Origin of the sequence: Rhizobium sp. Root1220 (genome assembly GCF_001426265.1) — a bacterium.
Lineage (GTDB): Bacteria > Pseudomonadota > Alphaproteobacteria > Rhizobiales > Rhizobiaceae > Rhizobium.
In genome coordinates this window covers 167,353-191,063 of record NZ_LMDG01000034.1, presented here as the reverse complement: position 1 = coordinate 191,063, position 23,711 = coordinate 167,353, and the positions used below count along the sequence as shown (strand labels likewise).

Genomic DNA, 23,711 nt, shown 5'->3' with positions numbered 1-23,711 from the left:
TGGATGCGATGAGCACCTTCGAATTCCTCTTCCAGGGCATCCTGGTCGCAATGCAGCCGATGAATCTGCTCTATGCCTTCGTTGGCGTGACGCTAGGCACAGCTGTCGGCGTTCTGCCGGGCATCGGCCCGGCGCTGACGGTGGCGCTCCTGTTGCCTGTCACTTACCAACTCGATCCGGCTGGCTCTCTCATCATGTTTGCCGGCATCTATTACGGCGGCATGTATGGCGGGTCGACCACCTCGATCCTGCTGAATACGCCGGGCGAAAGCGCCTCGATCGTCACCGCACTCGAGGGCAACAAGATGGCGCGCGCCGGGCGCGGCGGGCCGGCGCTGGCAACGGCAGCAATCGGCTCGTTCGTCGCCGGGCTGATCGCCACGCTTGGGCTTGCCTTCATCGCGCCATTCATCGTCAAGCTGGCGCTGGTGTTCGGGCCGCGCGAGTATTTCGCGCTGATGGTTCTGGCCTTCGTCACGGTGTCTTCGGCTTTCGGCGACTCGGCTCTGCGGGGACTGACCTCGCTGTTCATCGGCTTTGCACTTGCCCTGGTCGGTATCGATCAACAGACAGGGCAAGCGCGGCTGTCCTTCGGTATTCCTGACCTGCTTGATGGTGTCGAGGTGACGACGCTGGCCGTTGCCATGTTTGCGATCGGCGAGACGCTCTATATTGCGGCACAGGGCAACCGCATCGAAGACAAGATCGAAGCGGTCAAGGGCTCGCTGTGGATGACGGCGCAGGATTGGTCGCGTTCGTGGAAGCCCTGGCTGCGCGGCACGCTGATCGGCTTTCCGATCGGCGCGATGCCGGCAGGCGGCGCCGAGATTGGCACATTCCTCTCCTATGCCACCGAAAGGCGGCTGGCGAAGAACCCGGAAGAGTTCGGGCATGGCGCCATCGAAGGTGTTGCCGGTCCGGAGGCTGCCAACAACGCATCGGCCGCCGGGACGCTGGTGCCATTGCTCACACTCGGCTTGCCGACAACAGCGACGGCGGCGATCATGCTCGCCGGGTTCCAGCAATACGGGCTGCAACCCGGTCCATTGCTGTTTGCCAACAATCCGCAGCTCGTCTGGGGTCTGATTGCCAGCCTGCTCATCGCGAATGCGATGCTGCTGGTTCTCAACCTGCCGATGATCGGCCTGTGGGTGCGGCTGCTGACCATCCCGAAGCCGTGGCTCTATGCCGGTATCCTGCTGTTTGCGACGCTCGGCACGATCGGCGCCAATCCATCGGTGTTCGAGCTCGGCATGCTGCTCGCCTTCGGTATTCTCGGTTACATCATGCGGCTGTTCGGTTATCCGATTGCGCCTGCGGTGGTCGGCCTCATCCTCGGGCCGCTGGCGGAGCAACAGCTGCGGCGGGCGCTGGCCATCAGCCAGGGTGATGTCACGACGCTGGTGATGTCACCGATTGCAGCGGGGTTGCTGCTCGTCGCCGCCGCCGCGTTCCTGATCCCGTTGATCCTCAGGATTCGTGGGCGTGGCCAGGTTCTGTCGCAACTGGCGGCCAACGAAGACTAGAAAAGCAAAAGCTGCCTGAACACCCAATCTTGCGACCGGCGATGGGACATTCGCCGGTCGTTTCTTTTTGCATGGCAGGGCTGAATTTGCGCGGCTTGCGGACAGGACGGGGCGGACACATATGTAAGCAGTCAATCATAAAGCAAGAGAGAAAGAAAATGTCCTTCCGCCAGTCCATTCGCGACGGCTTCCTTGGTCGCGCCTTTGCGATGCTCAGTGCCGCCAATGCCGTCAGCGCTACCATCGAATCCGGCCGTCGCCCGAAGTCCCGCGATCTGCGCGAACTCGGAATCGACCCGAGCATGTACGGCAGACTGAACCACTAGACCAGACCGCTGCGCCCGAACGGGCGCCGCGCTCGGCGGTTTGAGATAGCCGCAAACGAACAGCCCGCAACCGAATGGTCGCGGGCTTTATTTTTTCCGAGGGTGAACGCCGCCTTGGCGTGCGGCTCACCCTGGATCAGGCCTGTAGCTGTCGCTCTTGTGCGGCGTCTGCATGCGCCTCTGTCCGCTCTTTCCTGTTGTAGCGGATGGAGGACCACAGCGAGATGCCGATCAGCGTCGCGCCGCCAAGGCCGGTGATGACCTCGGGGATATGCACCATGGTCTGCACATACATGATCACCGAAAGGATCAGGATCGCGTAGAAGGCGCCGTGCTCGAGATAGCGGTATTCGGCAAGCGTTCCCTTTTCCACCAGCATGATGGTCATCGAACGCACGTACATGGCGCCGATGCCGAGGCCGATAGCAATGATGAAGAGGTTTTGCGTCAGCGCGAAGGCGCCGATGACCCCGTCAAAGGAGAAGCTGGCATCCAGTACTTCCAGATAGATGAAGGCGCCCAACCCGCCCTTGGCGGCAGCGCTCATCGTCTTTTGCGAGGCATCCAGCAGTCCGCCGATCACCTCGACGCCGAGGAAGGTCAGCAGGCCGTATATGGCGCAATGGACGAAGGTGCTGGCTTCCTCTGCTTCAAGCAGTGTTGAGAAAACGAGGATAAGCGCCAGCACAAAGGCGATCTCGATGCCTTTAACGGTGGCTCCGCGCGCCATCAGCTTCTCGAGGCCGGTAATCCAGTGCACGTCCTTCTCGTGGTTGAAGAAGTAGTTGAGGCCGACCATCATCAGGAAGGTGCCGCCGAAGGCTGCGATCGGCAGGTGCGCATCGTTCATGATGCGGGCGTATTCGGCAGGCTCGCGTGCGGCCAGCACGAGGGCTTCCCACGGGCCAATCTGTGCGGCGATGACGACAATCGCCAGCGGGAAGACAATGCGCATGCCGAAGACGGCGATGACGATACCCCAGGTGAGGAACCGATGCTGCCAGACCGGCGTCATGTCCTTCAGCTTGTTGGCATTGACGATGGCGTTGTCGAAGGAGAGCGAGATCTCCAGCACGGCCAGAACCGTACAAATGAAGAAGACGGTTGCCATGCCGCCGATCGTGCCTGTGCTCTGCCAGCCGAGGGCAGCACCGAGGACAAGGCCGAGGAAAGTGACGATAAAGGCCCAGCGGAAATAGCTGAGCGTTGTTTTTTGCGTGGGGGCGTTCATGGCCGCACCTCGCAAGCTGAGATAGTGTTGAACGAAGAGAATATGCGGGAAGAACGCCACATACCCCAATGGGCATGCGTGCGAGGCATGGTGTGCTTGATCATCGAATGAAATCCGCCGGCTTATCTGCAGGCGGTACCGACATCGCGAGAGCGCCGTAAAAACTCTCGCCAGAGGGGCCCGGCACCAGGTTGCCCCGTCAGCCGATGTCTGAGGCTGCGGGATAAGGCGAAGGTAGTGAACTTATCGCGACAGTCAAGATCGACGTGCCGGACATCGCGGCGTTTTACGGGAACCTTTCGAGCTATCCGTCGTTCCACTTGGGTTGAGCGATGGGAACAGTCGCTTGCGTGCTGCAAAAAAAGGAGGCCGATGATGAACACTTCGACCCATATTCCCGACAAACGCACCGAGACGTCCGACCGTATGAAACGCGCTCGACCGAACCGCATGAAGAACGCGCAGGTAATGCCGCCGCATCAGGTCGATCTGACGCTTACGCCGGGCGTACTGCACGATGTGCATGTTCCCGCGCATGTGAGCGGTGGGGATCTCTCCAAGGGCGGGCCGCAGGCTGCTGCCGATAAAGACGGTGCGAGCGGCGGGAAGCGGCCGCAAACCATACCCAGCAAGCCATAACCATAGATTCAATTGCGAGGGCATATGAGAATAGTACCGCACGACATACATCTGCGACATGAGATCGAATGGCAGGCGCTTCGGGACGCCAAGCGCATCGAGATGGATCTTGAGCCAGCCAATGTGACGCCGGCTCAGTCTCTCGGGATGCGGATGAAAGACGTATCGACTATCGCAATCCCGCAGCCATGACGATGCGACGCCCGGCTATCCGCTGGGCGTCTTTCAACTGTCGCTACCGTTGCCTTTCGCTTGGTCCGCAGTCGATCTTGGCTCCAGCCTGTGGAAGACGAAAAGGACGCAGATCGCGGTGATTGTCGCAAAGAAGGCGACCGGCCAATATCCGAACCCGACCGTAAGGCCGATCGCGCCGGACAGCCACATGCCGGCACCCGTTGTGAGACCCTTTACCCGCCCTCTTGAAAACACGATCATTCCGGCTGCCAAGAAGGCAACGCCGGCGGTTACCGCCTCGATAACGCGCAACGGGTCGATCCGTACCTGCTGATCATTGGCGAAGGCCGGCATATGTACAGCTTCTATTGAGAGAATGCCGAAGAGGGCCGCAGCCAGGCTGACAAGTATATGTGTCCGGAAGCCGGCCGGCTGGTCACGTGCTTCACGCTCGAAGCCGATCAGGCCACCCAGCACGACCGCACCGAACAGCCGCGCAAAGATTACCGGATAGTGCAGCCGTGATTCAGGAAACATGTCCGCAATGATCAGGTCCACCTTGTCCTCCCCGCAGCGTTTGCGGACTAACGCGTAGCCGCCCGCTTTGTTCGGGGCGATCAGAAACCGATGGTTTCCTCATAGCGGTCCCAGGACTGGTAAAGCGCGTAACGGCTGAGGCCGAGGATCGAGAAGTTTCCGAAGTAAGGGCTCATCTGGAATTCGGCGAAGGTTTCGCTCGACTTGCTGACCGCGCCCACATAGATGGCGGAAGCCAGGCCGGTGCGGTTGGACCCGTGTTCACAATGAATGAGGAGCGGCTTTGGTGCTTCGCCCATGATTTTGGCAAGCCGCTGCGCGTCGGCGACCGGGAGAACCGTCGTTGACGACATCGGGAAATCGATCAGTGTGATGCCGTTCTCCGCCGCTGCCGTTGCTTCCTCCTCGTACCAGCCCCTACGCTGTTCATTGCGCAGGTTCAGGATGGTCTTGATGCCATAAGTCGCGGCGTAGTGCTTGATGTCCGAGCCGTTCGGCTGGGCGGAGCGGTAGAGTTCACCAGCGATCACTTCGTGAAAATTGCCGGAGAGCTGGCCAATCCCGGCATGTGCGAGCACGGCGATGCCTGCGGCCAGAGTGAGCCGCACGGGCCATTTCAGAAATGCAAAATAACGACGCTTCATACTCGTATCTTCATGCAGGCCTGCAACACGCCATAATATGAGGCCACGGCGTCCCGATACCAGAGGCGACCAAAATTACACGATTAAGTCTAGGGCACAATTGATGCGTCAATATGGCGATCAGATGCAAAGTTCGTCGTTCCAAATCCGTGCCGCCAACCTTTCCGAAAGGATTGCACGGCGATAATCCGGCGCTCAAAGGATTCGGACAGATGGCCAAGACAACGACACGCCGCCGCAAATCACCAGCACGATCGAAGGGGCGGGGTGGCGGCAGCGCGCTTCCCTGGGCGCTCGTCGGCATCATGGCTGTCGGCGGGATCGCAGTCTACGACAACTGGAAGAGCGTGAAGCCGATGCTGGCCGCGCACACGCCAGCGCCCACTGCCTCGCGTCCCGTTTCGGTGGCGCGACGCGACACGGCCCCAGATCCGGGCCCGAAGCAGACGGCGTCGATTTCCGCGGCTTCGCGTATCCTGCCCCCCGATACAGTGCCGCTTCCGGCCAAGGCGCCGGCGCCTGCTCCCGAGAGGGCGATACCGGTCTCGATTTCCCCTGCGCAGGCGGTAACCGCCAAGGCGGCGTTCGGCTATTGCGGGCAGGGCGAACACATCAACTGCGTCGCCGATGGCGGCACCTTCTGGTACAAGGGAGAGAAGATCGTCATCGCCGATATCGTCAGTCCGGGGATCGACAATGCCCGTTGCGACGGCGAGAGGCGTTCGGGGTTCGCCGCAAAGCTGCGCCTGCTCAGCATTCTTAACGCCGGATCCTTCGCGATGAATGCGGCGGGGCAGCCCGGCAAGGGCGGCACGCCGCGGGTGATCTCGCGCGATGGTCGATCGGTCGGCGTGCAGCTGATCGACGAGGGCCTTGCCCGCAAGCCCGGCAGCGGCCCCTGGTGCGCCTGAGCGCGGCCGGCGCCTGAGCGAAATACTACTTCTGTTTCGGCGCCTTGCCGTTGGTCCTGAAGTGGCCGGCGAAGTCGGTGTCCTTGCTCTTGGCCGTGCATTCGATTGCGACAGGCTTGCCACCGTATGGGTTGCCCATCGTACAGGTTCCGGCAACCTTGACCTGGCCGGTCATCTGCTTTCCGACACCGGTGACGACGAGACTGAGCGGCAGGCTGATATTGCCGTTGCCGGCCGGCTTGATCGCGGTACCGTCGCCCTGGAAGCCCAGCATCTTGCCGCCGGAGGTAAAGATGAGCGTTACCTGTCCGTTGACGAGCGTGACGCTGGCGAGTTCATTTCCGCAACCCTTCGTCGCATCCACCTTGCCGGCGACGAGCTTGGCGCATTTGCCGGCCAGCGTCAGGGCACCAGGTGCACCAGGAAAGTTCTGTGGTGCTGCACCGGCAGCGGACGCAAGCAATGTCGCGGACAGCGCAACCGCGGCCAAAGTTAGCATTTTCATTTCGATCCCTCGCAAGCAAGTGGTTGCGGCGCGCCGCAAATCGGCGGCAAGCCATTGATGGGCAGCGCCATGCCATTGTTCTGTGTTCGAAATTGGTCGAGCCGCCAGCTTGATGGGCAGGCCATCTCCGGACACGGCCAAGCAATCCCGTGGTTGCGGCGGAAGGACCCGATGTCTCGCAATATGCCTCGCGACGATACGGGCGCTTACTCGGGGTTGACGAATTCGAGGTAAACGATAACCTATGCGCGAAGATTCGCCATGACACGAACCGTGCGATTTATCTGTTAGTCGATACCGCCTTCTCTGCCGCGTTGTGGGTCCTGATCATTGGCCGTGGAATTTGGCCCTTGTCAAATGGCGTCGATCACAGCGTCACAGCCGGCACGCATCGGGCTGTGAAGCACTCCAGCAAGAGTTCCGGAACCGCGCGTCCGGATACACCGTAGGAAGCCTAAACAATCAGGGGCATTAATGAGAGATATCAAGCTTGATCTAATCAGGGGCGTGGCAATGATTACAATTGCCATCAATCATTTCGGCTCGATGATCCAGGAGCTTGGATACGACAGCCCGAAAATTCCAACGTTGACCACCGTTGGTTACTCATCTGCGGCGGAGATATTCTTCGTCCTGTCCGGGTACATGATCGGATTGGTATATCTGAAGAAGGATGACTACGCTCGACGCATTCGGTATCGCTCATGGGAACTGTACAAGCATAATCTTGCAGCCTTTATAGCGGCGATGCTGGTCGCTTGCCTCTTTCCAGCAATAAGCGAGGTGGTGTCAGCGCAATTTACATTGGACCGCCCACTTGTGGGTTCCTTGACGTTTCTGGCGTTTTTCCAGCACCCGGATCTGTTGGGCGTCCTTCAGCTCTATGTCGTTCTGATGTTGGTGACGCCGAGTTTCGTCTGGTTGCTGCGCCGCTCGCCTGCCCTGGCGGTCGCGACCAGTGTCGCGGTCTACGGTGCTGCTCAGCTCGTCCCCGTGCTAAATTTGCCGGGAGGCTCGCCCGAGGGTGACTGGCAATGGAACTTCAATCCGTTTGCATGGCAGCTGCTCTTCTTCCTTGGCATCGTGGCCGGAAAAACAAGCCTTCATGTAAGACTGTCGAACTGGCTGTCGGCCTCGCCTGTGCGGGCAAGCCTGGTGATCACGGCGTTCGTCGGCGCAGCCTTGTACCATCGGCTTGCCCTGTGGGGGTACGTTCCAGGCCTGCCAGCCGACAAGGAGACCCTTTCTCCCATCAGGGTCGTGCACTCCGCTCTGGCCATAATGTTCTTGTTCTCGATTGCCGTCCTGTTGGGTGATGAACTGATGAACACCAGAGCGTCCCGCGTCGTGTCGGCGATCGGGCAATCGACATTGCTCTGCTATACGTTAAGCATCCCGTTGACCTATGCGATGGCGGGCATCTGGTTGGCGTGGGGTGGGGGCGTCTTGGTCTACCTGACGGGTGTCGCGACCATTCTTGTCTGCATTACCGCCGCCGCTCACTGGGGTAAAATCGGTTTTGCGAGAGCCGCGTAAGCTCAGCCAAGCCGAACTTCCCGCGGGTTGCAACGTAGGCCCTAGAGGATCCCATATCTGAAAATCCACAAGCCGCTCACTCCGGGCGGCTTTTCGGTGGGCGTGCCAACGTTTTGGCATTCTCCAGCTTGGTGAGCGGTCTTGAAGCGGTGTTGCGGCCGCGAGTGCGGACCCGAGCCTGATCCATCGCATTTCACTTGCGACGTGTCGTCATTGCAAGGCTTCACGCCGGGACTGTCGTGAGGCAGCGATGGATTGTTACGATCGGTGCCCAATCGCTAAGCCATTGACTTGGTGAGAAGATCGGATGGTGGGCGTGACAGGGATTGAACCTGTGACCCCTACGATGTCAACGTAGTGCTCTCCCGCTGAGCTACACGCCCATCCGATGGCGGCGCATAGACCACAAACCCTTTTTGCCGTCAATAGGCTTTTTTCGGATTTGTGACGCGCGCCGCGCGATCCCTTATGCGGCAAGCATTTTGTTCACTTCGTCGACCAGATCGCGAAGGTGGAAAGGCTTGGAAAGGACCTTTGCATCCTTCGGAGCCTTCGAATCAGGGTTCAGCGCGACGGCTGCAAAGCCGGTGATGAACATTACCTTGAGGTCGGGATCCAGCTCGGTCGCGCGTCGCGCGAGCTCGATTCCGTCCATTTCCGGCATGACGATATCGGTCAACAGGAGAGAAAAAGGTTCCTCGCGAAGCCGGTCATAGGCACTGGCGCCGTTGTCGTATGAGAGGACCTTGTATCCCGCCTTTTCGAGCGCCTTCACAAGAAAGCGGCGCATGTCGTTGTCGTCTTCTGCAAGAAGTATCTTCTGAGTCATTATCCAGACCGCTGATCCGTGGAAATTATGCGTGAGGCTCTAGCCATCTACACTAGATTTCGGCCAGTAAACAACCGGTGAAGAGGTTGTCCGCGGCTTCATCCCCATGAGATAGTATGGACTTGGTGCCCTGCAACTGGCAACATGGGCTAAGAAGCGGCAGTTTAGCATGGGACAGAGGGAAGACAGTGCAGGAAATCCCCGAATACGAGCTTTTTGAGATCCGGGAGCCCGTGTCACATGCCATCCCCTTCGTTTACAACTCCCCCCACAGCGGCCGCATTTATCCACCGGAATTTATCGCCCAATCGCGCCTGGAAGGCATTTCAATCCGGCGTTCGGAGGATCACTACGTCGACGAACTGTTCGGTGATGCGAATGCGCTGGGCGCACCGTTCCTCGTTGCCAATTTTCCGCGCGCCTATCTCGACGTCAATCGCGAGCCCTACGAACTCGATCCGCGCATGTTCGATGGGATGCTGCCGCCCTATGCCAACGTCAATTCGCTGAGGGTGGCGGGCGGCCTTGGGACGATACCGCGCATTGTCGCGGAGAACATGGAAATCTACGGCCGGCGCATTCGGGTCGAGGAGGGGCTCGATCGGATCGAGAGCGTCTACAAGCCCTATCATGCGGCGCTGAGGCGACTGATCGCCCGCACGCATGTGCAGTTCGGCTTCGGAGTGCTGATTGATTGCCATTCCATGCCCGGCAATGTCAGGGTCGCCGGCAGCAATACACGGCCGGATTTCATCATTGGTGACCGCTATGGCACCAGTGCATCGGCCGAGCTTTCGCGCGCCGCCGTCGCCATCTTCGAGGAGATGGGCTTCACCGCGATCCGCAACAAGCCCTATGCCGGCGGATTTATCACCGAGCACTATGGTCGTCCCTCGCGGGGTCTGCATGCGCTGCAGATCGAAGTCAATCGTGCGATATATGTCGATGAGGTCACGCTGGAGAAGCGTGGGGATTTCGCGGTGATCGCCAAGGCGATCACCGGCTTCATGCGGGAGATGGCGGTCTATGTAGCGAAGTTCGCGACCGACAGCGCGCTTGCCGCCGAATAACCGTTTCCAGGCACAAAAAAAGACCGCCTCGCGGCGGTCCAAGTCTAGGGAGGAAACACCCAAGGAGGGTATTTACAGTCAGAGACTGTGATTGGAAGCTACTGCTGCGATGCACAATTGTCAAGCATTATATTGCGATGCAAAAATAATGTGCAGTCGGCTAAAAGTTGCGCCTCTCGTTTGCAATGATCCGCATTTCCGCTATGAAACGCCGTCCAGTCACGCGAACGGATTTTGCCATGCTTCCTGACCGCTTGTTCTTCAACCGTCTTGCGGAGGCCGCCAAGGCCGAGACACTGCCGCGCTTCCGCTCCGGCCTAGACGTGACCAACAAGCTGTCAAGCGGTTTCGATCCGGTGACCGAGGGCGACAGGGCGGCCGAAGTCGCCATCCGTGCCCTGATCGAAGAGCATTTTCCCGATCACGGCATCCTCGGCGAAGAACACGGAAGTATAGGCCTCGACCGCGAATATGTCTGGGTGATCGACCCGATCGACGGAACACGCGCATTCATTTCCGGGGTGCCGGTCTGGGGTACGCTGATCGGGCTGCAGCGGAATGGCCGGGCAATCATGGGCATGATCGAGCAGCCGTTTACCGGCGAGCGGTATTTTGCCGATGCCAGCGGTTCGCACTACACCGGACCAGAAGGCGAACGCCGGCTCAAGGTGCGTGATTGCGGCCAGCTGTCGAACGCCATCCTCTTCACCACGTCTCCACATCTTTTCGTCGGGGCCGAAATGGAGAAGTACCGCGAGATCGAGAGCCAGGTCCGTTTGTTCCGCTACGGTACGGATTGCTATGCCTACGCGCTTCTCGCTGCCGGCCATGTCGACCTGGTGATCGAGAACAGCCTCAAGCCCTATGACGTCGGCGGCATTATTCCGGTTATCGAAAATGCCGGCGGCATCATCACCACCTGGGACGGCGGACGTCCCGAAAGCGGCGGCTCCATCATTGCCGCTGGAAGCCGTGCCGTGTACGAGCAGGCCATCGCCATTCTCGACGCTAGATAGCTTGCAATTCGAGTGACACGATTGCACTTTGCGCGCAGTCCAGTCACAGGCTGATTTCCGGCCTTACGTCGATCGGTCCCTTGATCGGCGAGGGTTTGCGCTAGGTGCCGAATGCCTCCACATCCTCTGCCGCCTCGGCATCACTGCCGGGGATGAATGCGTGGAAAGCAGCGAGGGCGGCCTGGCGATAAGTATCGCGCTCCTGAAGCACCTCGTGTCTGGCGCCGTTGATCGGCACGAACTGGGCGGCGCGGAAGTAGCGCGATATCCGCTCCTGAGCGATGTAGGGCACGATGCTGTCGCGGGTCGGCGCAATGACGACGGTGGGAATGGTGATCGAGAAAAGATGGCCCGGCGATGTCACGCGATCGATGGTGCGGAAGGATTCAAGTAGCCAGCGTGCCGTCGGCGGGCCGAGGGTCAGCTCGGGATGCGCGGCCGCGATTGCCAGGTTGCGTTCGAAGCGTATCTGGTCCGACGTCAGCGGATTGTCCCTGAAAGGCTGCTCTTTGAGCTTGCGGGTCAGCGGAAACGAACCGAGGCCGAGCGAGCAGGCGAACGTTGCAAGCCGCCGTATTGTGGCAGCCGACGCTGCCTGGCCGGACAGTCCGATGAAGGGCGCGGTCAAGACCATGCGTTCGATACGCGTCGACAGGTAGGGAGCCGCCGATAGCGCGATCAGTGCGCCGGTGGAATGCGCAAGAATGAAGAAGGGCAGCCGGGTATCCGGCAACACGATCTTTTCGAGAAAGGTATCGAGGTCGTGCTCGTAGTCGACGAAGCGGCGGACATGTCCGTTCGCGCGATTTTTGACGAGGCGCGGCGAGCCGCCCTGGCCGCGGAGATCGAAGGTCGCGACCCAGAGACCCTTCGCGGTCAGGTCGCGGATCGTCTCGTAGTACTTCTCGATAAATTCGTTGCGGCCATGCAGAAGTACGACCGTTCCTTTGGCCATCGAAGCGTCGGAGCGGAAGACGGCGTAGCGCAGCTTGTGGCCGTCGTGGGTCTCGAAGTACCCTTCTGCGCGGTTTTCCGGCGCGGGATTGCCGGGCGTGGAATAAAGGACCTGGTCCATGCGGCTCGATCGTGTCTTTCAGGCGGATTCGGATACCGAATAAAGAGGTAGAAGATCCAGCTGTCAAATCAAAGAAAAGCGAGCTTGAGCCAATCTAGGCAACGGATACTTGAGGTTGCGTCCCTGTCTCCGCCATTTTGCAATTCTGGATCGCCGAGCTCGCTCTGAGCGGCACTCGCCCGGTACCGCTTTTTGAGTAGGGAACAGCTATTGTGCTGAATTTATTGGCCTGCAACTTGTTGTAGGGTGGTTGACAACGATGAAGAGTGTACGGGCGTAACGCCAGTAACGGAGTGAGGATGGCATCGATGGACCCGCGAGAACTACCCTTTAACCGCGCACGGAGGCATTTTCTGGGCGCGGCTGCCGCTGTCGGCGCGCGAGCTGCCGGGATTGCGGCTGCCGCGGTCGCAATCGCGTCGTCGCCCGCCCAGGCGGGAGGACGCAACTGGGGTCGGCGAGGCGGCGGAAGTCATGGCGGTGCGGGCGGTTCGGGTGGCGGATCCGGCGGTTCGGGTGGATCCGGCGGCGGCAGTGGATCGGGCGGCGGCGGGGGCGCCAGCTGCCTTCTGCGCGGAACGTCGATCCTGACGCCGACCGGCGAGCGGCGGGTCGAAGAAGTTCGCATCGGTGATCTCGTCGAAACCGCCTCGGGTGAAGCCAAGCCAATCATATGGATAGGTCGCCAGACCTTCAAGAAAAGTCGTGCTTCGTGGAACGAAAGCGTGATGCCGATACGGATTTCACAAGACGCCCTGGATCAGGGCGTGCCGAGCCGCGACCTCTACGTTTCGCCGGGGCATGCCCTTTATCTCGATGGGGTGTTCTTCCGTGCCAAGGATCTCGTCAACGAAAGCTCGATCAAGCCTGCCCTTCCGCCTGGCAGCGAGGCCATCGAATACTACAATTTCCTGCTCGACACCCATGAGGTGGTGGTAGCGGACGGGACGCCTGTCGAGACATATCAGTTCGGCCGCAACGACTATCAGAAGTTCGACAACTTTATCGAGCTCGAGCAACTGCATGCCAATGACGCGCGGGCATCCATGGCATGTTTCGCGCCCGTTGTGGGCGAGGAAAGCGGGAGCCAGCATATCAAAGCTCTACTGTTGCTTGGTGTGTCGCGTTTCGTTCCGGTTCGCGACCCCTTCAAGGATGTCTCCGACCGTATTGCTGCTCGTGCCAGGGAAATGGTCAACTAGGGGAGAATGACGCGTAGACACCGATGCGCCTCTGACGCATCGGTGTGCGCTGCAATCAGCCGCCGGTCTCATCGAAACCGCCTCGCAGCGCCGCGCTGTCAAAGGGCGGACGCGGCGACGGGACAGCCACGGTACCGGGGAGCTCGAAGTCGGTGTCTACGACGGCATCCGGCAGAGGCATGGGGATGGGAACTGGCACTGCTACGGGAACGAGCAGTTCGAATTGTGCCGACGATGCGCTGTGCTGGGGCAGATAGTTCATTGCCACTTCGTATGCGGCCAGCGGCGACGGGGTCTGCAGTTCTCCGTCGGGTCCGCGCTTCTCGTAGAATGCGTTTCCGCCCGCGACCGCTACATAATGCATGTTGTTGTAAGGAAACTTCAGGCCGTCGGTGTGGAAGAACATCGCTTCCTTCACAGCCGGATTGCGCTGTCCATGTAGAATTGCATCGGCGGCGGCGTCGAGATCGGCCTCGGCCTCGGCCTTGACTTCGCGCGTCATCACGCCGGGTGCAAACTGTCGTTGCTGGGCGACGATACCGCAAATCGAGTCCGGATAGGCTCCCGATGTGAGCCGATTCATCACCACGGTTCCGACCGCCATATAGCCATCGTGATCGGAGTGTTCCGACTCGAAGTACATCGCCCGCTTCAAACAGGAGCGATCTTCGGACGTGTAGTTATAGGTAACTTTTGTCGCTTCGATGCGCTTCGCGGAATGCACCGCTGCCGTCTGCGTCGTTTGCGGCGCAGTGGTGCAGCTCGCAGCCGCCAAGCCAGCCAACAAAATCCCCGACAGGGGTCTCCCCAACGCTTTTTGCGCCCTCAACGCCAGGTGCCTCCTATGTGATTAGTGCAGCCCTTATCGATCAAGTGTTCGTGTTCTACCTGACATTTGGAAAAATTTCAAACGGATAGCGTGCGCAAATATCTGGCGGGGGTGGTGGGGACTGATCGAGTAGGCAGTTTTTGTCGCGACGATGGTCTGGTCCGGGCTCCCAGCGCTCATTGATCCTGGCAAAAAGAAGCCGGCATACGAAGCCCGACGGACTCCGCAATGCCGGCTGGAGATCAGGCTGAAGACGAAGGGACGATACACTTCAGCCATCGGGCCAGTGTCACCCGATGGCCAATGTCTAGTTCAACGCGTCTGAACAGACCCCAAACCATTCGTTCATATGCGGTTCACCCCGCCATGACGCCGGCCGTTTGGAAGAGGTCTTGAACTCCATAAATACGATCCCCATCTCATTTCTGCGGGTGCCAAACGGGCCCGCAGAGCCGTCCTGAAGCTGCCTGATACGGGGTTTTCGGGGCACATTTTTCGCAATTCGTCGCTTCCTCAGGAGGACACCATGCGTCACGTAGACTTCTCTCCCCTTTACCGTTCGACGGTCGGCTTCGACCGCCTCTTCACCATGCTCGACAGTCTCGCCCAGCCCGACCAGGGCCAGACCTATCCGCCCTACAATATCGAGCGCACCGGTGAAAACACCTACCGCATCACCATGGCCGTTGCCGGTTTCGACGAGACGGAAATCTCCATCGAGGCCCAGGCCCACGCTCTGACCGTCAAGGGTGAAAAGCGCGATGACAAATCGGAAGGTAGCGAATACCTTTATCGTGGCATTGCCAAGCGCACATTCGAACGCCGCTTCCAGCTAGCCGACCATGTCGAGGTCACCGCCGCATCGCTGAAGAACGGTCTCCTTCATATCGACCTTCTCCGCAGCATTCCGGAAGCCATGAAGCCTCGGAAGATTGCAGTCACCGCCGATCCGGTGAATGCGCCGAAGGCGATTGAAGCTCAAGTCACCAACTAACCTGTCCCTCTCGGGATTAGGCGAGGCAGGCGGCGCTCCATCGGGCGCCGCCTTTTCGTTGTCCGCAGTTCAGGCGGGGCTGGCGGCTTCTTCGACTTCTGCTTCGGTCGTCCGCCTGTGGGCGGCGGTGGCGTATTTCTGGGCGATAACGGCGCAGACCATGAGCTGGATCTGGTGGAAGAGCATCAGAGGCAGCACGATGGCGCCGATCGCCTGGCCCGCGAAAATGACGTTGGCCATCGGCACGCCGCTCGCCAGGCTTTTTTTGGAACCGCAGAACGTGATGGTGATCTGATCAGCCTTGTCGAACCCGAGCCAGCGGCTGCCGAAGATGGTGGAGCAGAGGACAAAGGCGAGCAGAAGCATGTCGGCGACAATGACTGCGGCGATGTCGGCAATTGAGAACGTGTGCCACAGCCCTTCGACGACGGCGGTGCTGAAGGCAAGGTAGACGACCATGAGGATCGAACCACGGTCGACCGGCATGAGCAGCTTCTTCTTGGCGCGGATCCAATGGCCGATCCAAGGCTCCAGGGCCTGGCCGACGATGAAGGGCAGCAGCAGCTGGACAAAGATCTGCAGGAACGCATCCCAGGAGAAGCCGCCATGGCCGCCGACAGAGAACAGCAGGCCGACGAGCAGGGGCGTAAGGAACATTCCGAAGATGTTGGAAGCGGAGGCCGAGCAGATCGCCGCCGGAACATTGCCGCCGGCCATCGAGGTGAAGGCGATCGATGACTGGACGGTCGAGGGCAGCACGCAAAGAAAAAGTATGCCCAGATAGAGTGGCTGCGGCAGGATCCAGTCCGGCAGGAAGCCGAGACCGAGGCCGAGGATTGGGAAAAGGCCGAACGTGGTCAGCAGGATCGCCAGATGCAGGCGCCAGTGCAGCAGACCGGCGACGACGACGTCGCGCGACAGCCGCGCTCCGTGCAGGAAAAAGAGCAGGGCGATGGCAAGATCGGTGGCAGTCCCGAAATAGCCGGCGAATGCGCCGCTGGCCGGCAGGACCGAGGCCAGCAGGACGGTGCAGACCAACAGGATGGTGAAGGTGTCGGGCATAAATCGGCGCATGGCATTGCTCGTCGATGTCAATGGATCGACTATCCATCTTCCATTATGATATAGGATGCAAGAAATAACAGTTATCACATATCGGGATATGATATGCTTGATCTCACGCAATTGCGCAGCTTTATCGCCGTGGAGCAGATGGGGAGCTTTACCCTCGCTGCCGAGAGGCTTGGTCTCGGACAGTCGACGGTCAGCCAGCACATCCAGCGCCTTGAGAATGCGGTCGGTCGGCGGTTGCTCGCTCGCGACACCCACAAGGTGGTGCTGACAACGGACGGTGAGGCGTTGCTGTCGCACGCGCGTGCGATGCTGTCCATCGAAGGGCAGGTACAGGCCCTTTTCAAGGGTCAAAGCCTGCGGGGCAATCTGCGGCTCGGCGTTTCCGAGGATTTCGTCACCAGTCAGCTTCCGGCAGTGCTCGAGGATTTCGTCCGCTCGCATCCCTCCGTCGACCTGGAGTTGACCGTCGCCTTGTCAGGCACGCTCTATGAGATGCAGGACAGTGGCGAGATCGATCTCGTCCTCGCCAAGCGACGCCTGGGGGATGCGCGCGGCCGGCTTGTCTATCGCGAGCCGCTGGTGTGGCTGGCGCGCGATCCGGACCATGCCTTAAGTGGCGGGCCACTGCCGTTGATTGCCTTCCCGCCTCCCAGCGTCACGCGCAGTATTGCGCTCGAGGCGCTCGGGCGCCATCAGATAGCGTGGCGGATCGTCTGTACTTGCGGCAGCCTCAGCGGATTGACAGCTGCCGCGCGCGCCGGCATGGGGGTTCTGGTCCAGCCACGCAGCATGGCGCCATCGGGGCTCAAGGAGATCGGCAAGGGCAAGCTGCCGACGCTGGAAGACGTCGAGTTCGTGCTCGTCCCGCGCAAGGGCGCCGATCAGGTGCTGGTCTCGGCTCTGTCGGAGGACATCCTGGCGAAGGTCAGGAGTCTGCGTTCGGCTTGAGGAACGAGGCCTAGCGCCCTATGTTCGAAACCGATAGCGGATGGTTAATCCGCTGCGGGGGATTTAAGGATCTCTCAACCCTTAAACTTAGGTATCTGGTGAGATTCGGTATCTAGTTTGGCGTAGGCTTATGGTCGACGTTCGGGGTAACAAGGAGAACGGACCGATGATATATGGAGCGCTCTTCATATCCGGGCTGGTTGCCTGTGTGATGCTCATTGCAGTCGCTGGCCATGATGAAGGGACGACGGACAATGGTGCGCCACCGTCCGCCGTCATCGTGCATCAGAACTAGCGTCTAGGCTGCAAGGCACTTCAGGAACCCGTCGACATCCGCCGCCTCTGTGGCAAAGCTGGTGACGAGGCGGATCAGGGTTTCATTGGCGCCTACCAGTTCGGGCGCCGCGGCCGGCACTGGCCATTCGTAGAATTTCGCACCCTTTTCCTCTGCGGTCTTCGCCGCGATCTTGGTGATCACGGCGAAGACTTCATTGGTGGGTGTCATCCACGCCAGGCGGGCAGAGTTGCTGGCATTGATGCCTGCGCGCAGGCGGTCGGCCATGCCGTTCGCGTGACCGGCAAGATCGAGCCAGAGGTCGTTCTCGAAATAGGCGTCGAACTGAGCTGCGATGAAGCGTGATTTGGAGAATAGCTGGGCGGCGCGCTTGCGAATGAAAGGCATCTCCTTTCCCTGTTCCGGGTTGAAGAAGACGATTGCCTCGGCGCACCAACAGCCGTTCTTCGTGCCGCCGAAAGAGAGAATGTCAACGCCGCGTTTCCAGGTCATCTCGGCGGGGCTTGCGTCCAGCGCGACCAGCGCGTTTGCAAAGCGGGCGCCGTCCATGTGGAGCGGCAGGTTGTTCTTCCTGGCGATGGTCGAGATCTCGTCGATCTCGGAAAGCGAGTAGGCTGTGCCGACCTCGGTTGCCTGGGTGATAGTCACGGCCGTCGCGCGACCGTGCTGTACCGCGTTCTCGGGAAATCCGGCGATCTTCTTCGAAAGCTTTGCGGGATCGATCTTGCCTGTTTCGCCTTCAACGGGGACGAGGCGGGCGCCGCTGAAGAAATCGGGCGCGCCGCATTCGTCCTCTATCACATGGGCTCCGGAATGGCAGAAAGTGATGCCGCCGGGGCGCTGAACACTTGCGAGCGACAGCGAGTTGGCTGCTGTTCCGGTGGCCACGAAGAACACGCTGACCTCGCGCTCGAAGATTTCGGCAAACCGTGCTTCGATGCGTCGGTCGAGGTCGCTCGTGCCGTAGGCTGCCGCGAAACCGGTGGATTCCTGTAGCAGGCGTTCGGCAATTGACCGGTGGGCGCCGGCCCAATTATCGGAAGCAAAAATCATGGGAAAAACCTGGGGGAAATGGGTGAGACGGGTTCGGACGGGGACATTAATCCAAAGGTTCACTGGATCAAGCGCAAGAGGCGCAACACATCACAGAAATTGAATTCCGCAATCAATAAACAATATGGCTCACATCAACGTAATTTTATGTCGCTAGTTCTGTCGCTTTGGCAATCTTCCGTCGTTAATTGACGATTTTTTAATTCAGCACTCTTGCGAAGGTGCTATGTTTCTGGCATACAGCCGTTGAATTAGGACAGTGTTGCTGTCCTATTTTGGCCGTTCAGGCCGAAGAGGCGCCAGAACCCCTTACACTCGTGGGGTTTCACGCTATAGTTCATCGAGCGCGGGCCAAGGCTCCGCACGACGGCGGATAGCAGGCGCGGAGCGCAATGGTTGCTTTCACGCGAAAGCCAGCCGTCGGCGACCGGATCTTCGACAATGCAACAGCGCTGTCACGCGCCGAACCCAGGATCAGGGACGGGGCGGGACGACGAGCCGCCCGCCACTTGCGGGTTCTGACAGGAGGAAAAGATGACGAAGACGCCATCCACGGGTTTTGATCAGTTCGCAGCAGCAGCAGCAACGACGCGCGCGACGGCCAATACCCGTAAATTCGCCTCCGGTCTTCCGCGAAAACAGGGGCTCTACGACCCGCGCAACGAGCATGATGCCTGCGGTGTCGGCTTCGTGGCGCACATGAAGGGTCAGAAGTCCCACCAGATCATCAAGGACGGTCTTTTCATTCTCGAGAACCTGACGCACCGCGGTGCCGTCGGTGCCGATCCGCTGATGGGAGATGGTGCCGGCATTCTGGTGCAGATTCCCGACCGGTTTTTCCGCGAGGAAATGGCCAAGCAGGGCATCACCTTGCCGAAGGCCGGAGAGTATGGCGTGGGCCATATCTTCATGCCGCGCGACGAAAAGCAGATCGAGCATTTCAAGAAAGTGATCAGGGACGTCATCGTCGAGGAAGGCCAGGTGTTCATCGGCTTTCGCGACGTGCCGGTCGACAATGCATCGCTCTCCAAGGCACCCGAGATTGCCGCGACCGAGCCGCACCATGTCCAGGTCTTCATCGGTGCCGGCGAAGAAGCCGCAACGAACGACGAGTTCGAGCGCCGCCTGTTCACGCTTCGCAAGGTGATCTCCAACCGCATCTACGACGAGTTCGACGGCGAGGAGAGCAACTTCTATCCTGTGTCGCTTTCGTCTGCGACCGTCGTCTACAAGGGCATGTTCCTGGCCTATCAGGTTGGCGCCTATTACACGGACTTGTCGGACCCGCGGTTCGAAAGTGCCGTCGCCCTCGTGCACCAGCGCTTCTCGACCAACACCTTCCCGTCGTGGAAGCTCGCCCACCCTTACCGAATGGTTGCCCACAACGGCGAGATCAACACGCTGCGCTCCAACGTCAACTGGATGGCGGCACGTCAGGCGTCTGTTTCCTCTCCGCTGTTCGGCGAGGACATCTCCAAGCTCTGGCCGATCTCCTATGAAGGTCAGTCGGATACGGCCTGTTTCGACAACGCGCTCGAGTTCCTCGTGCGCGGCGGCTACTCTATGGCGCATGCCGTCATGATGCTGATCCCGGAAGCCTGGGCCGGCAACCAGTCGATGGCGGCCGAACGCAAGGCATTCTACGAATACCACGCAGCGCTGATGGAGCCGTGGGACGGCCCTGCTGCCGTTGCCTTTACCGATGGCAAGCAGATTGGCGCTACGCTCGACCGTAACGGCCTGCGTCCGGCGCGTTATCTCGTCACCAAGGACGACCGCGTCATCCTCGCTTCCGAAGCCGGCACGCTGCCCGTTCCGGAAGAGGACATCATCAAGAAGTGGCGCCTGCAGCCGGGCAAGATGCTGCTGATTGACATGGAAAAGGGCCGGATCGTTTCCGACGAGGACGTGAAGTCCGAGCTCGCGACCAAGCATCCGTATCGCAGCTGGCTGAACCGCACGCAGCTGATCCTCGAAGACCTGAAGCCGGTCGAGCCGCGCGCACTTCGTCGCGATGTGTCGTTGCTGAACCGCCAGCAGGCGTTCGGCTATACCACCGAAGACACCCGCATCCTGATGTCGCCGATGGCGACGACCGGTCAGGAAGCCGTCGGTTCGATGGGCACCGATACGCCGATCTCGGCGATGTCGGAAAAGTCGAAGCTGCTCTACACCTACTTCAAGCAGAACTTCGCGCAGGTCACCAACCCGCCGATCGATCCGATCCGCGAAGAGCTGGTGATGAGCCTTGTCTCCTTCATCGGACCGCGGCCCAACCTGCTCGACCATGAGGGTGCCGCCAACGCCAAGCGTCTGGAAGTGCGTCAGCCGATCCTGACCAATGGCGATCTCGAAAAAATCCGCTCGATCGGCCACACGGAAGACCGTTTCGACACCAAGACGCTCGACTTCACCTATGATGTTGAACGTGGCGCCGAAGGCATGCCCGAGATGCTCGATCGGCTCTGCGAGCGCGCGGAAGCGGCCGTCAAGGGTGGTTACAACATCATCGTGCTTTCCGACCGTCAGATCGGACCGGACCGCATCGCCATCCCGGCGCTGCTGGCGACCGCTGCCGTGCACCATCACCTGATCCGCAAGGGGCTACGCACCTCGGTCGGCCTCGTGGTCGAAACCGGGGAGCCGCGCGAAGTGCATCACTTCTGCCTGCTGGCAGGCTATGGCGCCGAAGCGATCAACCCCTACCTTGCCTTCGATACGCTGCTTGACATGCATGCCAAGGGCGAATTCCCGAAGGAAGTCGACGCCAGCGAGGTCGTCTATCGCTACATCAAGGCGGTCGGCAAGGGCATCCTCAAGGTCATGTCGAAGATGGGAATCTCGACCTATCAATCCTATTGCGGCGGACAGATCTTCGATGCGATCGGGCTGCAACAGGAGCTTGTCGACAGGTACTTCTTCGGCACGGCGACGATGATCGAAGGTGTCGGCCTTGGCGCCATCGCCGAGGAGACCGTTGCCCGCCATAGCTCCGCGTTTGGCAAGGATCCGTTGCTGGCGACGACGCTCGATATCGGCGGCGAGTATGCCTATCGCATGCGTGGCGAAAGCCATGCCTGGACGCCGGATGCCGTCGCCACGCTGCAGCATGCCGTGCGCGGCAATGCGGAAGATCGCTACCGTGAGTTTGCCGAGATGGTGAACACCTCGGCGCTACGCATGAACACCATCCGCGGTCTCTTCAACATCAAGAGCGCTGAACAGCTTGGTCGCAAGCCCGTGTCGGTAGACGAGGTGGAGCCGGCGATCGATATCGTGAAGCGCTTCTCGACGGGCGCCATGTCCTTCGGCTCGATCAGCCGGGAGGCACATACGACGCTGGCGATCGCCATGAACAGGATTGGCGGCAAGTCCAACACCGGCGAGGGCGGCGAAGAGAGCGACCGCTACATGCCGTTGCCGGATGGCTCGTCGAACCCCGAACGCTCGGCGATCAAGCAGATCGCTTCGGGACGCTTCGGTGTGACGACCGAGTATCTCGTCAATGCGGACATGCTGCAGATCAAGGTTGCGCAGGGTGCCAAGCCCGGCGAAGGCGGCCAGCTGCCCGGCCACAAGGTCGACGCGACGGTTGCCAAGACCCGCCACTCGACACCGGGCGTCGGCCTGATTTCGCCGCCGCCGCATCACGACATCTATTCGATCGAGGATCTGGCGCAGCTGATCTACGACCTGAAGAACGTCAACCCGACGTCGGATGTTTCGGTCAAGCTCGTCTCGGAAGTCGGCGTGGGCACGGTTGCCGCTGGCGTCGCCAAGGCGCGCGCCGATCACATCACGGTCTCCGGCTTCGACGGCGGCACCGGCGCATCACCGCTGACCTCGCTGAAGCATGCCGGTTCGCCGTGGGAAATCGGCCTTGCCGAAACCCAGCAGACGCTGGTGCTGAACGGTCTTCGCTCGCGTATCGCGCTGCAGGTGGATGGAGGCCTGAAAACCGGCCGCGACGTCATCATCGGCGCGCTTCTCGGCGCCGACGAGTTCGGCTTCGCGACCGCACCCTTGATTGCGGCCGGCTGCATCATGATGCGCAAATGCCATCTGAACACCTGTCCTGTGGGCGTCGCCACGCAGGACCCGGTCCTGCGCAAGCGTTTCAAGGGTACGCCCGAGCACGTCGTCAACTACTTCTTCTTCGTCGCCAACGAAGTACGCGAGATCCTCGCCTCGCTTGGGTTCACGCGGCTCGATGACATCATCGGCGCTTCGGAGCTGCTCGAGAAGGACGAGATGCTGGCGCACTGGAAGTCCGAGGGTCTCGATTTCAGCCGCATCTTCCACAAGGTGGATGCGCCGAAGGAAGCGACCTACTGGACGACGCGCCAGAAGCACCCGATCGACGACATTCTCGACCGCAAGATGATCGAGCAGGCGATGCCGGCGCTGACGTCGAAGACGCCTGTGTCGTTCGAGGTCGATATCAAGAACGTCGATCGTTCGGCGGGTGCCATGCTTTCCGGCGAGGTTGCCAAGCGCTACAACCATCGTGGCCTGAAAGAGGACACGATCAACGTGACGCTTCGCGGCACGGCGGGGCAATCGTTCGCAGCATTCCTCGCACGCGGCGTCACCTTCAACCTGATCGGTGACGGCAACGACTATGTCGGCAAGGGCCTTTCGGGCGGCAAGATCATCGTGCGTCCGCCCGAGAATTCGAAGATCGTGGCTGAAGACTCCATCATCGTCGGCAACACCGTTCTATACGGCGCGACTGAAGGCGAGTGCTACTTCCGCGGAGTTGCGGGCGAGCGGTTCGCGGTGCGCAACTCCGGCGCCATTGCCATTGTCGAAGGCGTGGGTGACCACGGTTGCGAATACATGACGGGCGGCGTGGTGGTGGTCCTCGGTGAAACAGGCCGCAACTTCGCGGCCGGCATGTCGGGCGGCGTGGCCTACGTTCTCGACGAGAGCGGCGATTTCGCCAAGCGTTGCAACATGGCCATGGTCGAGCTCGAGCCGGTTCCGGAAGAGGACGACATGCTGGAGAAGCTGCACCATCACGGCGGCGACCTCGCGCACAAGGGACGCGTCGATGTCTCCGGCGACATGACGCGCCACGACGAGGAGCGCCTCTACCAGCTGATCTCCAACCATCTGCACTACACCGACTCGACCCGTGCCAGGCAGATCCTGGACAACTGGGTCGAATACCGCCCGAAGTTCCGCAAGGTCATGCCGGTCGAATACCGGCGTGCGCTCGAGGAAATGGAGCGGAGCCGGATGGGGATTGCCGCCGAATAAAACGTGCCGACAGATCCGTCACATGCCGCCAGCGT

22 protein-coding genes and 1 tRNA gene are annotated in these 23,711 nt (G+C 60.3%); 13 read left to right on the top strand and 10 right to left on the bottom strand.

Features of this window, described 5'->3' with window-relative positions; genetic code table 11:
- Positions 1-8: 8 nt before the first annotated feature.
- Positions 9-1,526 carry a tripartite tricarboxylate transporter permease gene (locus ASC90_RS22265; RefSeq protein ID WP_056545778.1) on the top strand — a complete coding sequence of 506 codons (1,518 nt, stop codon included), beginning with the start codon at positions 9-11 and terminating at the stop codon, positions 1,524-1,526.
- A gap of 158 nt (positions 1,527-1,684) precedes the next feature.
- Positions 1,685-1,852 (top strand): hypothetical protein, encoded by a 168-nt coding sequence (locus ASC90_RS29485; protein ID WP_200950936.1) that lies wholly within the window; start codon positions 1,685-1,687, stop codon positions 1,850-1,852.
- A gap of 136 nt (positions 1,853-1,988) precedes the next feature.
- Here ASC90_RS29485 and ASC90_RS22260 read toward each other — a convergent pair whose 3' ends face one another.
- Positions 1,989-3,083 carry a DUF475 domain-containing protein gene (locus ASC90_RS22260; RefSeq protein ID WP_056545375.1) on the bottom strand — a complete coding sequence of 365 codons (1,095 nt, stop codon included), beginning with the start codon at positions 3,081-3,083 and terminating at the stop codon, positions 1,989-1,991.
- A gap of 372 nt (positions 3,084-3,455) precedes the next feature.
- Between ASC90_RS22260 and ASC90_RS22255 the strand changes: the two genes are divergently transcribed.
- Positions 3,456-3,722, top strand: a complete 267-nt coding sequence (locus tag ASC90_RS22255) for a hypothetical protein (RefSeq protein ID WP_082520018.1) — start codon at positions 3,456-3,458, stop codon at positions 3,720-3,722.
- A gap of 24 nt (positions 3,723-3,746) precedes the next feature.
- A complete protein-coding gene (locus ASC90_RS29000) occupies positions 3,747-3,914 on the top strand; it encodes a hypothetical protein (protein ID WP_156393086.1) in 168 nt (55 codons plus the stop codon).
- A 33-nt stretch (positions 3,915-3,947) separates the two neighbouring features.
- Here ASC90_RS29000 and ASC90_RS22250 read toward each other — a convergent pair whose 3' ends face one another.
- Together ASC90_RS22250 and ASC90_RS22245 are read right to left on the bottom strand one after the other, a co-directional pair.
- Complete coding sequence (locus ASC90_RS22250) at positions 3,948-4,454, bottom strand: MgtC/SapB family protein (RefSeq protein ID WP_056545371.1); 507 nt, start codon at positions 4,452-4,454, stop codon at positions 3,948-3,950.
- A 59-nt stretch (positions 4,455-4,513) separates the two neighbouring features.
- The gene (locus ASC90_RS22245) at positions 4,514-5,077 is read right to left on the bottom strand and encodes a tyrosine-protein phosphatase (protein WP_056545369.1); all 564 of its coding nucleotides are present in this window, start codon (positions 5,075-5,077) and stop codon (positions 4,514-4,516) included.
- A gap of 212 nt (positions 5,078-5,289) precedes the next feature.
- Here ASC90_RS22245 and ASC90_RS22240 point away from each other — a divergent pair, with 212 nt between their 5' ends.
- Positions 5,290-5,988, top strand: a complete 699-nt coding sequence (locus ASC90_RS22240; protein ID WP_056545776.1) for a hypothetical protein — start codon at positions 5,290-5,292, stop codon at positions 5,986-5,988.
- A gap of 25 nt (positions 5,989-6,013) precedes the next feature.
- On the opposite strand, the gene ASC90_RS22235 is transcribed toward ASC90_RS22240, so the two are convergent.
- Positions 6,014-6,493 carry a hypothetical protein gene (locus ASC90_RS22235; protein ID WP_056545773.1) on the bottom strand — a complete coding sequence of 160 codons (480 nt, stop codon included), beginning with the start codon at positions 6,491-6,493 and terminating at the stop codon, positions 6,014-6,016.
- A 474-nt stretch (positions 6,494-6,967) separates the two neighbouring features.
- On the opposite strand from ASC90_RS22235, the gene opgC reads away from it, so the two are divergent.
- On the top strand, positions 6,968-8,029 hold the full coding sequence (opgC, locus tag ASC90_RS22230) for an OpgC domain-containing protein (protein ID WP_056545366.1): 1,062 nt from the start codon (positions 6,968-6,970) through the stop codon (positions 8,027-8,029).
- A gap of 308 nt (positions 8,030-8,337) precedes the next feature.
- Here the strand turns inward: opgC and ASC90_RS22225 are convergent.
- Together ASC90_RS22225 and cpdR1 are read right to left on the bottom strand one after the other, a co-directional pair.
- A tRNA-Val gene (locus tag ASC90_RS22225) sits at positions 8,338-8,412 on the bottom strand.
- Positions 8,413-8,495: 83 nt separating this feature from the next.
- Positions 8,496-8,858, bottom strand: a complete 363-nt coding sequence (cpdR1, locus tag ASC90_RS22220; protein WP_003542883.1) for a response regulator CpdR1 — start codon at positions 8,856-8,858, stop codon at positions 8,496-8,498.
- Between the two features lie 188 nt (positions 8,859-9,046).
- On the opposite strand from cpdR1, the gene ASC90_RS22215 reads away from it, so the two are divergent.
- Positions 9,047-9,928 carry an N-formylglutamate amidohydrolase gene (locus tag ASC90_RS22215; protein ID WP_056545363.1) on the top strand — a complete coding sequence of 294 codons (882 nt, stop codon included), beginning with the start codon at positions 9,047-9,049 and terminating at the stop codon, positions 9,926-9,928.
- A 239-nt stretch (positions 9,929-10,167) separates the two neighbouring features.
- Positions 10,168-10,944 (top strand): histidinol-phosphatase, encoded by a 777-nt coding sequence (hisN, locus tag ASC90_RS22210; protein WP_056545772.1) that lies wholly within the window; start codon positions 10,168-10,170, stop codon positions 10,942-10,944.
- A gap of 100 nt (positions 10,945-11,044) precedes the next feature.
- Here hisN and ASC90_RS22205 read toward each other — a convergent pair whose 3' ends face one another.
- Positions 11,045-12,019: an alpha/beta hydrolase gene (locus ASC90_RS22205; protein ID WP_056545360.1), complete on the bottom strand. Its 975-nt coding sequence runs from the start codon at positions 12,017-12,019 to the stop codon at positions 11,045-11,047.
- 299 nt (positions 12,020-12,318) lie between these two features.
- Between ASC90_RS22205 and ASC90_RS22200 the strand changes: the two genes are divergently transcribed.
- Positions 12,319-13,221, top strand: coding sequence for a Hint domain-containing protein (locus tag ASC90_RS22200; RefSeq protein WP_056545358.1), 903 nt, complete (start codon positions 12,319-12,321; stop codon positions 13,219-13,221).
- A gap of 55 nt (positions 13,222-13,276) precedes the next feature.
- On the opposite strand, the gene ASC90_RS22195 is transcribed toward ASC90_RS22200, so the two are convergent.
- Complete coding sequence (locus tag ASC90_RS22195; protein ID WP_056545356.1) at positions 13,277-14,050, bottom strand: cell wall hydrolase; 774 nt, start codon at positions 14,048-14,050, stop codon at positions 13,277-13,279.
- A 526-nt stretch (positions 14,051-14,576) separates the two neighbouring features.
- Here ASC90_RS22195 and ASC90_RS22190 point away from each other — a divergent pair.
- Positions 14,577-15,044 (top strand): Hsp20 family protein, encoded by a 468-nt coding sequence (locus tag ASC90_RS22190; protein WP_056545354.1) that lies wholly within the window; start codon positions 14,577-14,579, stop codon positions 15,042-15,044.
- A 69-nt stretch (positions 15,045-15,113) separates the two neighbouring features.
- Here ASC90_RS22190 and ASC90_RS22185 read toward each other — a convergent pair whose 3' ends face one another.
- Positions 15,114-16,118 carry a bile acid:sodium symporter family protein gene (locus ASC90_RS22185; protein WP_056545769.1) on the bottom strand — a complete coding sequence of 335 codons (1,005 nt, stop codon included), beginning with the start codon at positions 16,116-16,118 and terminating at the stop codon, positions 15,114-15,116.
- 93 nt (positions 16,119-16,211) lie between these two features.
- Between ASC90_RS22185 and ASC90_RS22180 the strand changes: the two genes are divergently transcribed.
- Positions 16,212-17,066 (top strand): LysR family transcriptional regulator, encoded by an 855-nt coding sequence (locus ASC90_RS22180; RefSeq protein WP_056545352.1) that lies wholly within the window; start codon positions 16,212-16,214, stop codon positions 17,064-17,066.
- 166 nt (positions 17,067-17,232) lie between these two features.
- Positions 17,233-17,361: a hypothetical protein gene (locus ASC90_RS30305; RefSeq protein ID WP_280138339.1), complete on the top strand. Its 129-nt coding sequence runs from the start codon at positions 17,233-17,235 to the stop codon at positions 17,359-17,361.
- Between the two features lie 3 nt (positions 17,362-17,364).
- Here the strand turns inward: ASC90_RS30305 and ASC90_RS22175 are convergent, their stop codons facing one another.
- On the bottom strand, positions 17,365-18,414 hold the full coding sequence (locus ASC90_RS22175) for a low specificity L-threonine aldolase (RefSeq protein WP_056545351.1): 1,050 nt from the start codon (positions 18,412-18,414) through the stop codon (positions 17,365-17,367).
- A gap of 534 nt (positions 18,415-18,948) precedes the next feature.
- Between ASC90_RS22175 and gltB the strand changes: the two genes are divergently transcribed.
- Positions 18,949-23,676, top strand: a complete 4,728-nt coding sequence (gltB, locus tag ASC90_RS22170) for a glutamate synthase large subunit (RefSeq protein WP_056545349.1) — start codon at positions 18,949-18,951, stop codon at positions 23,674-23,676.
- Positions 23,677-23,711: the final 35 nt, after the last annotated feature.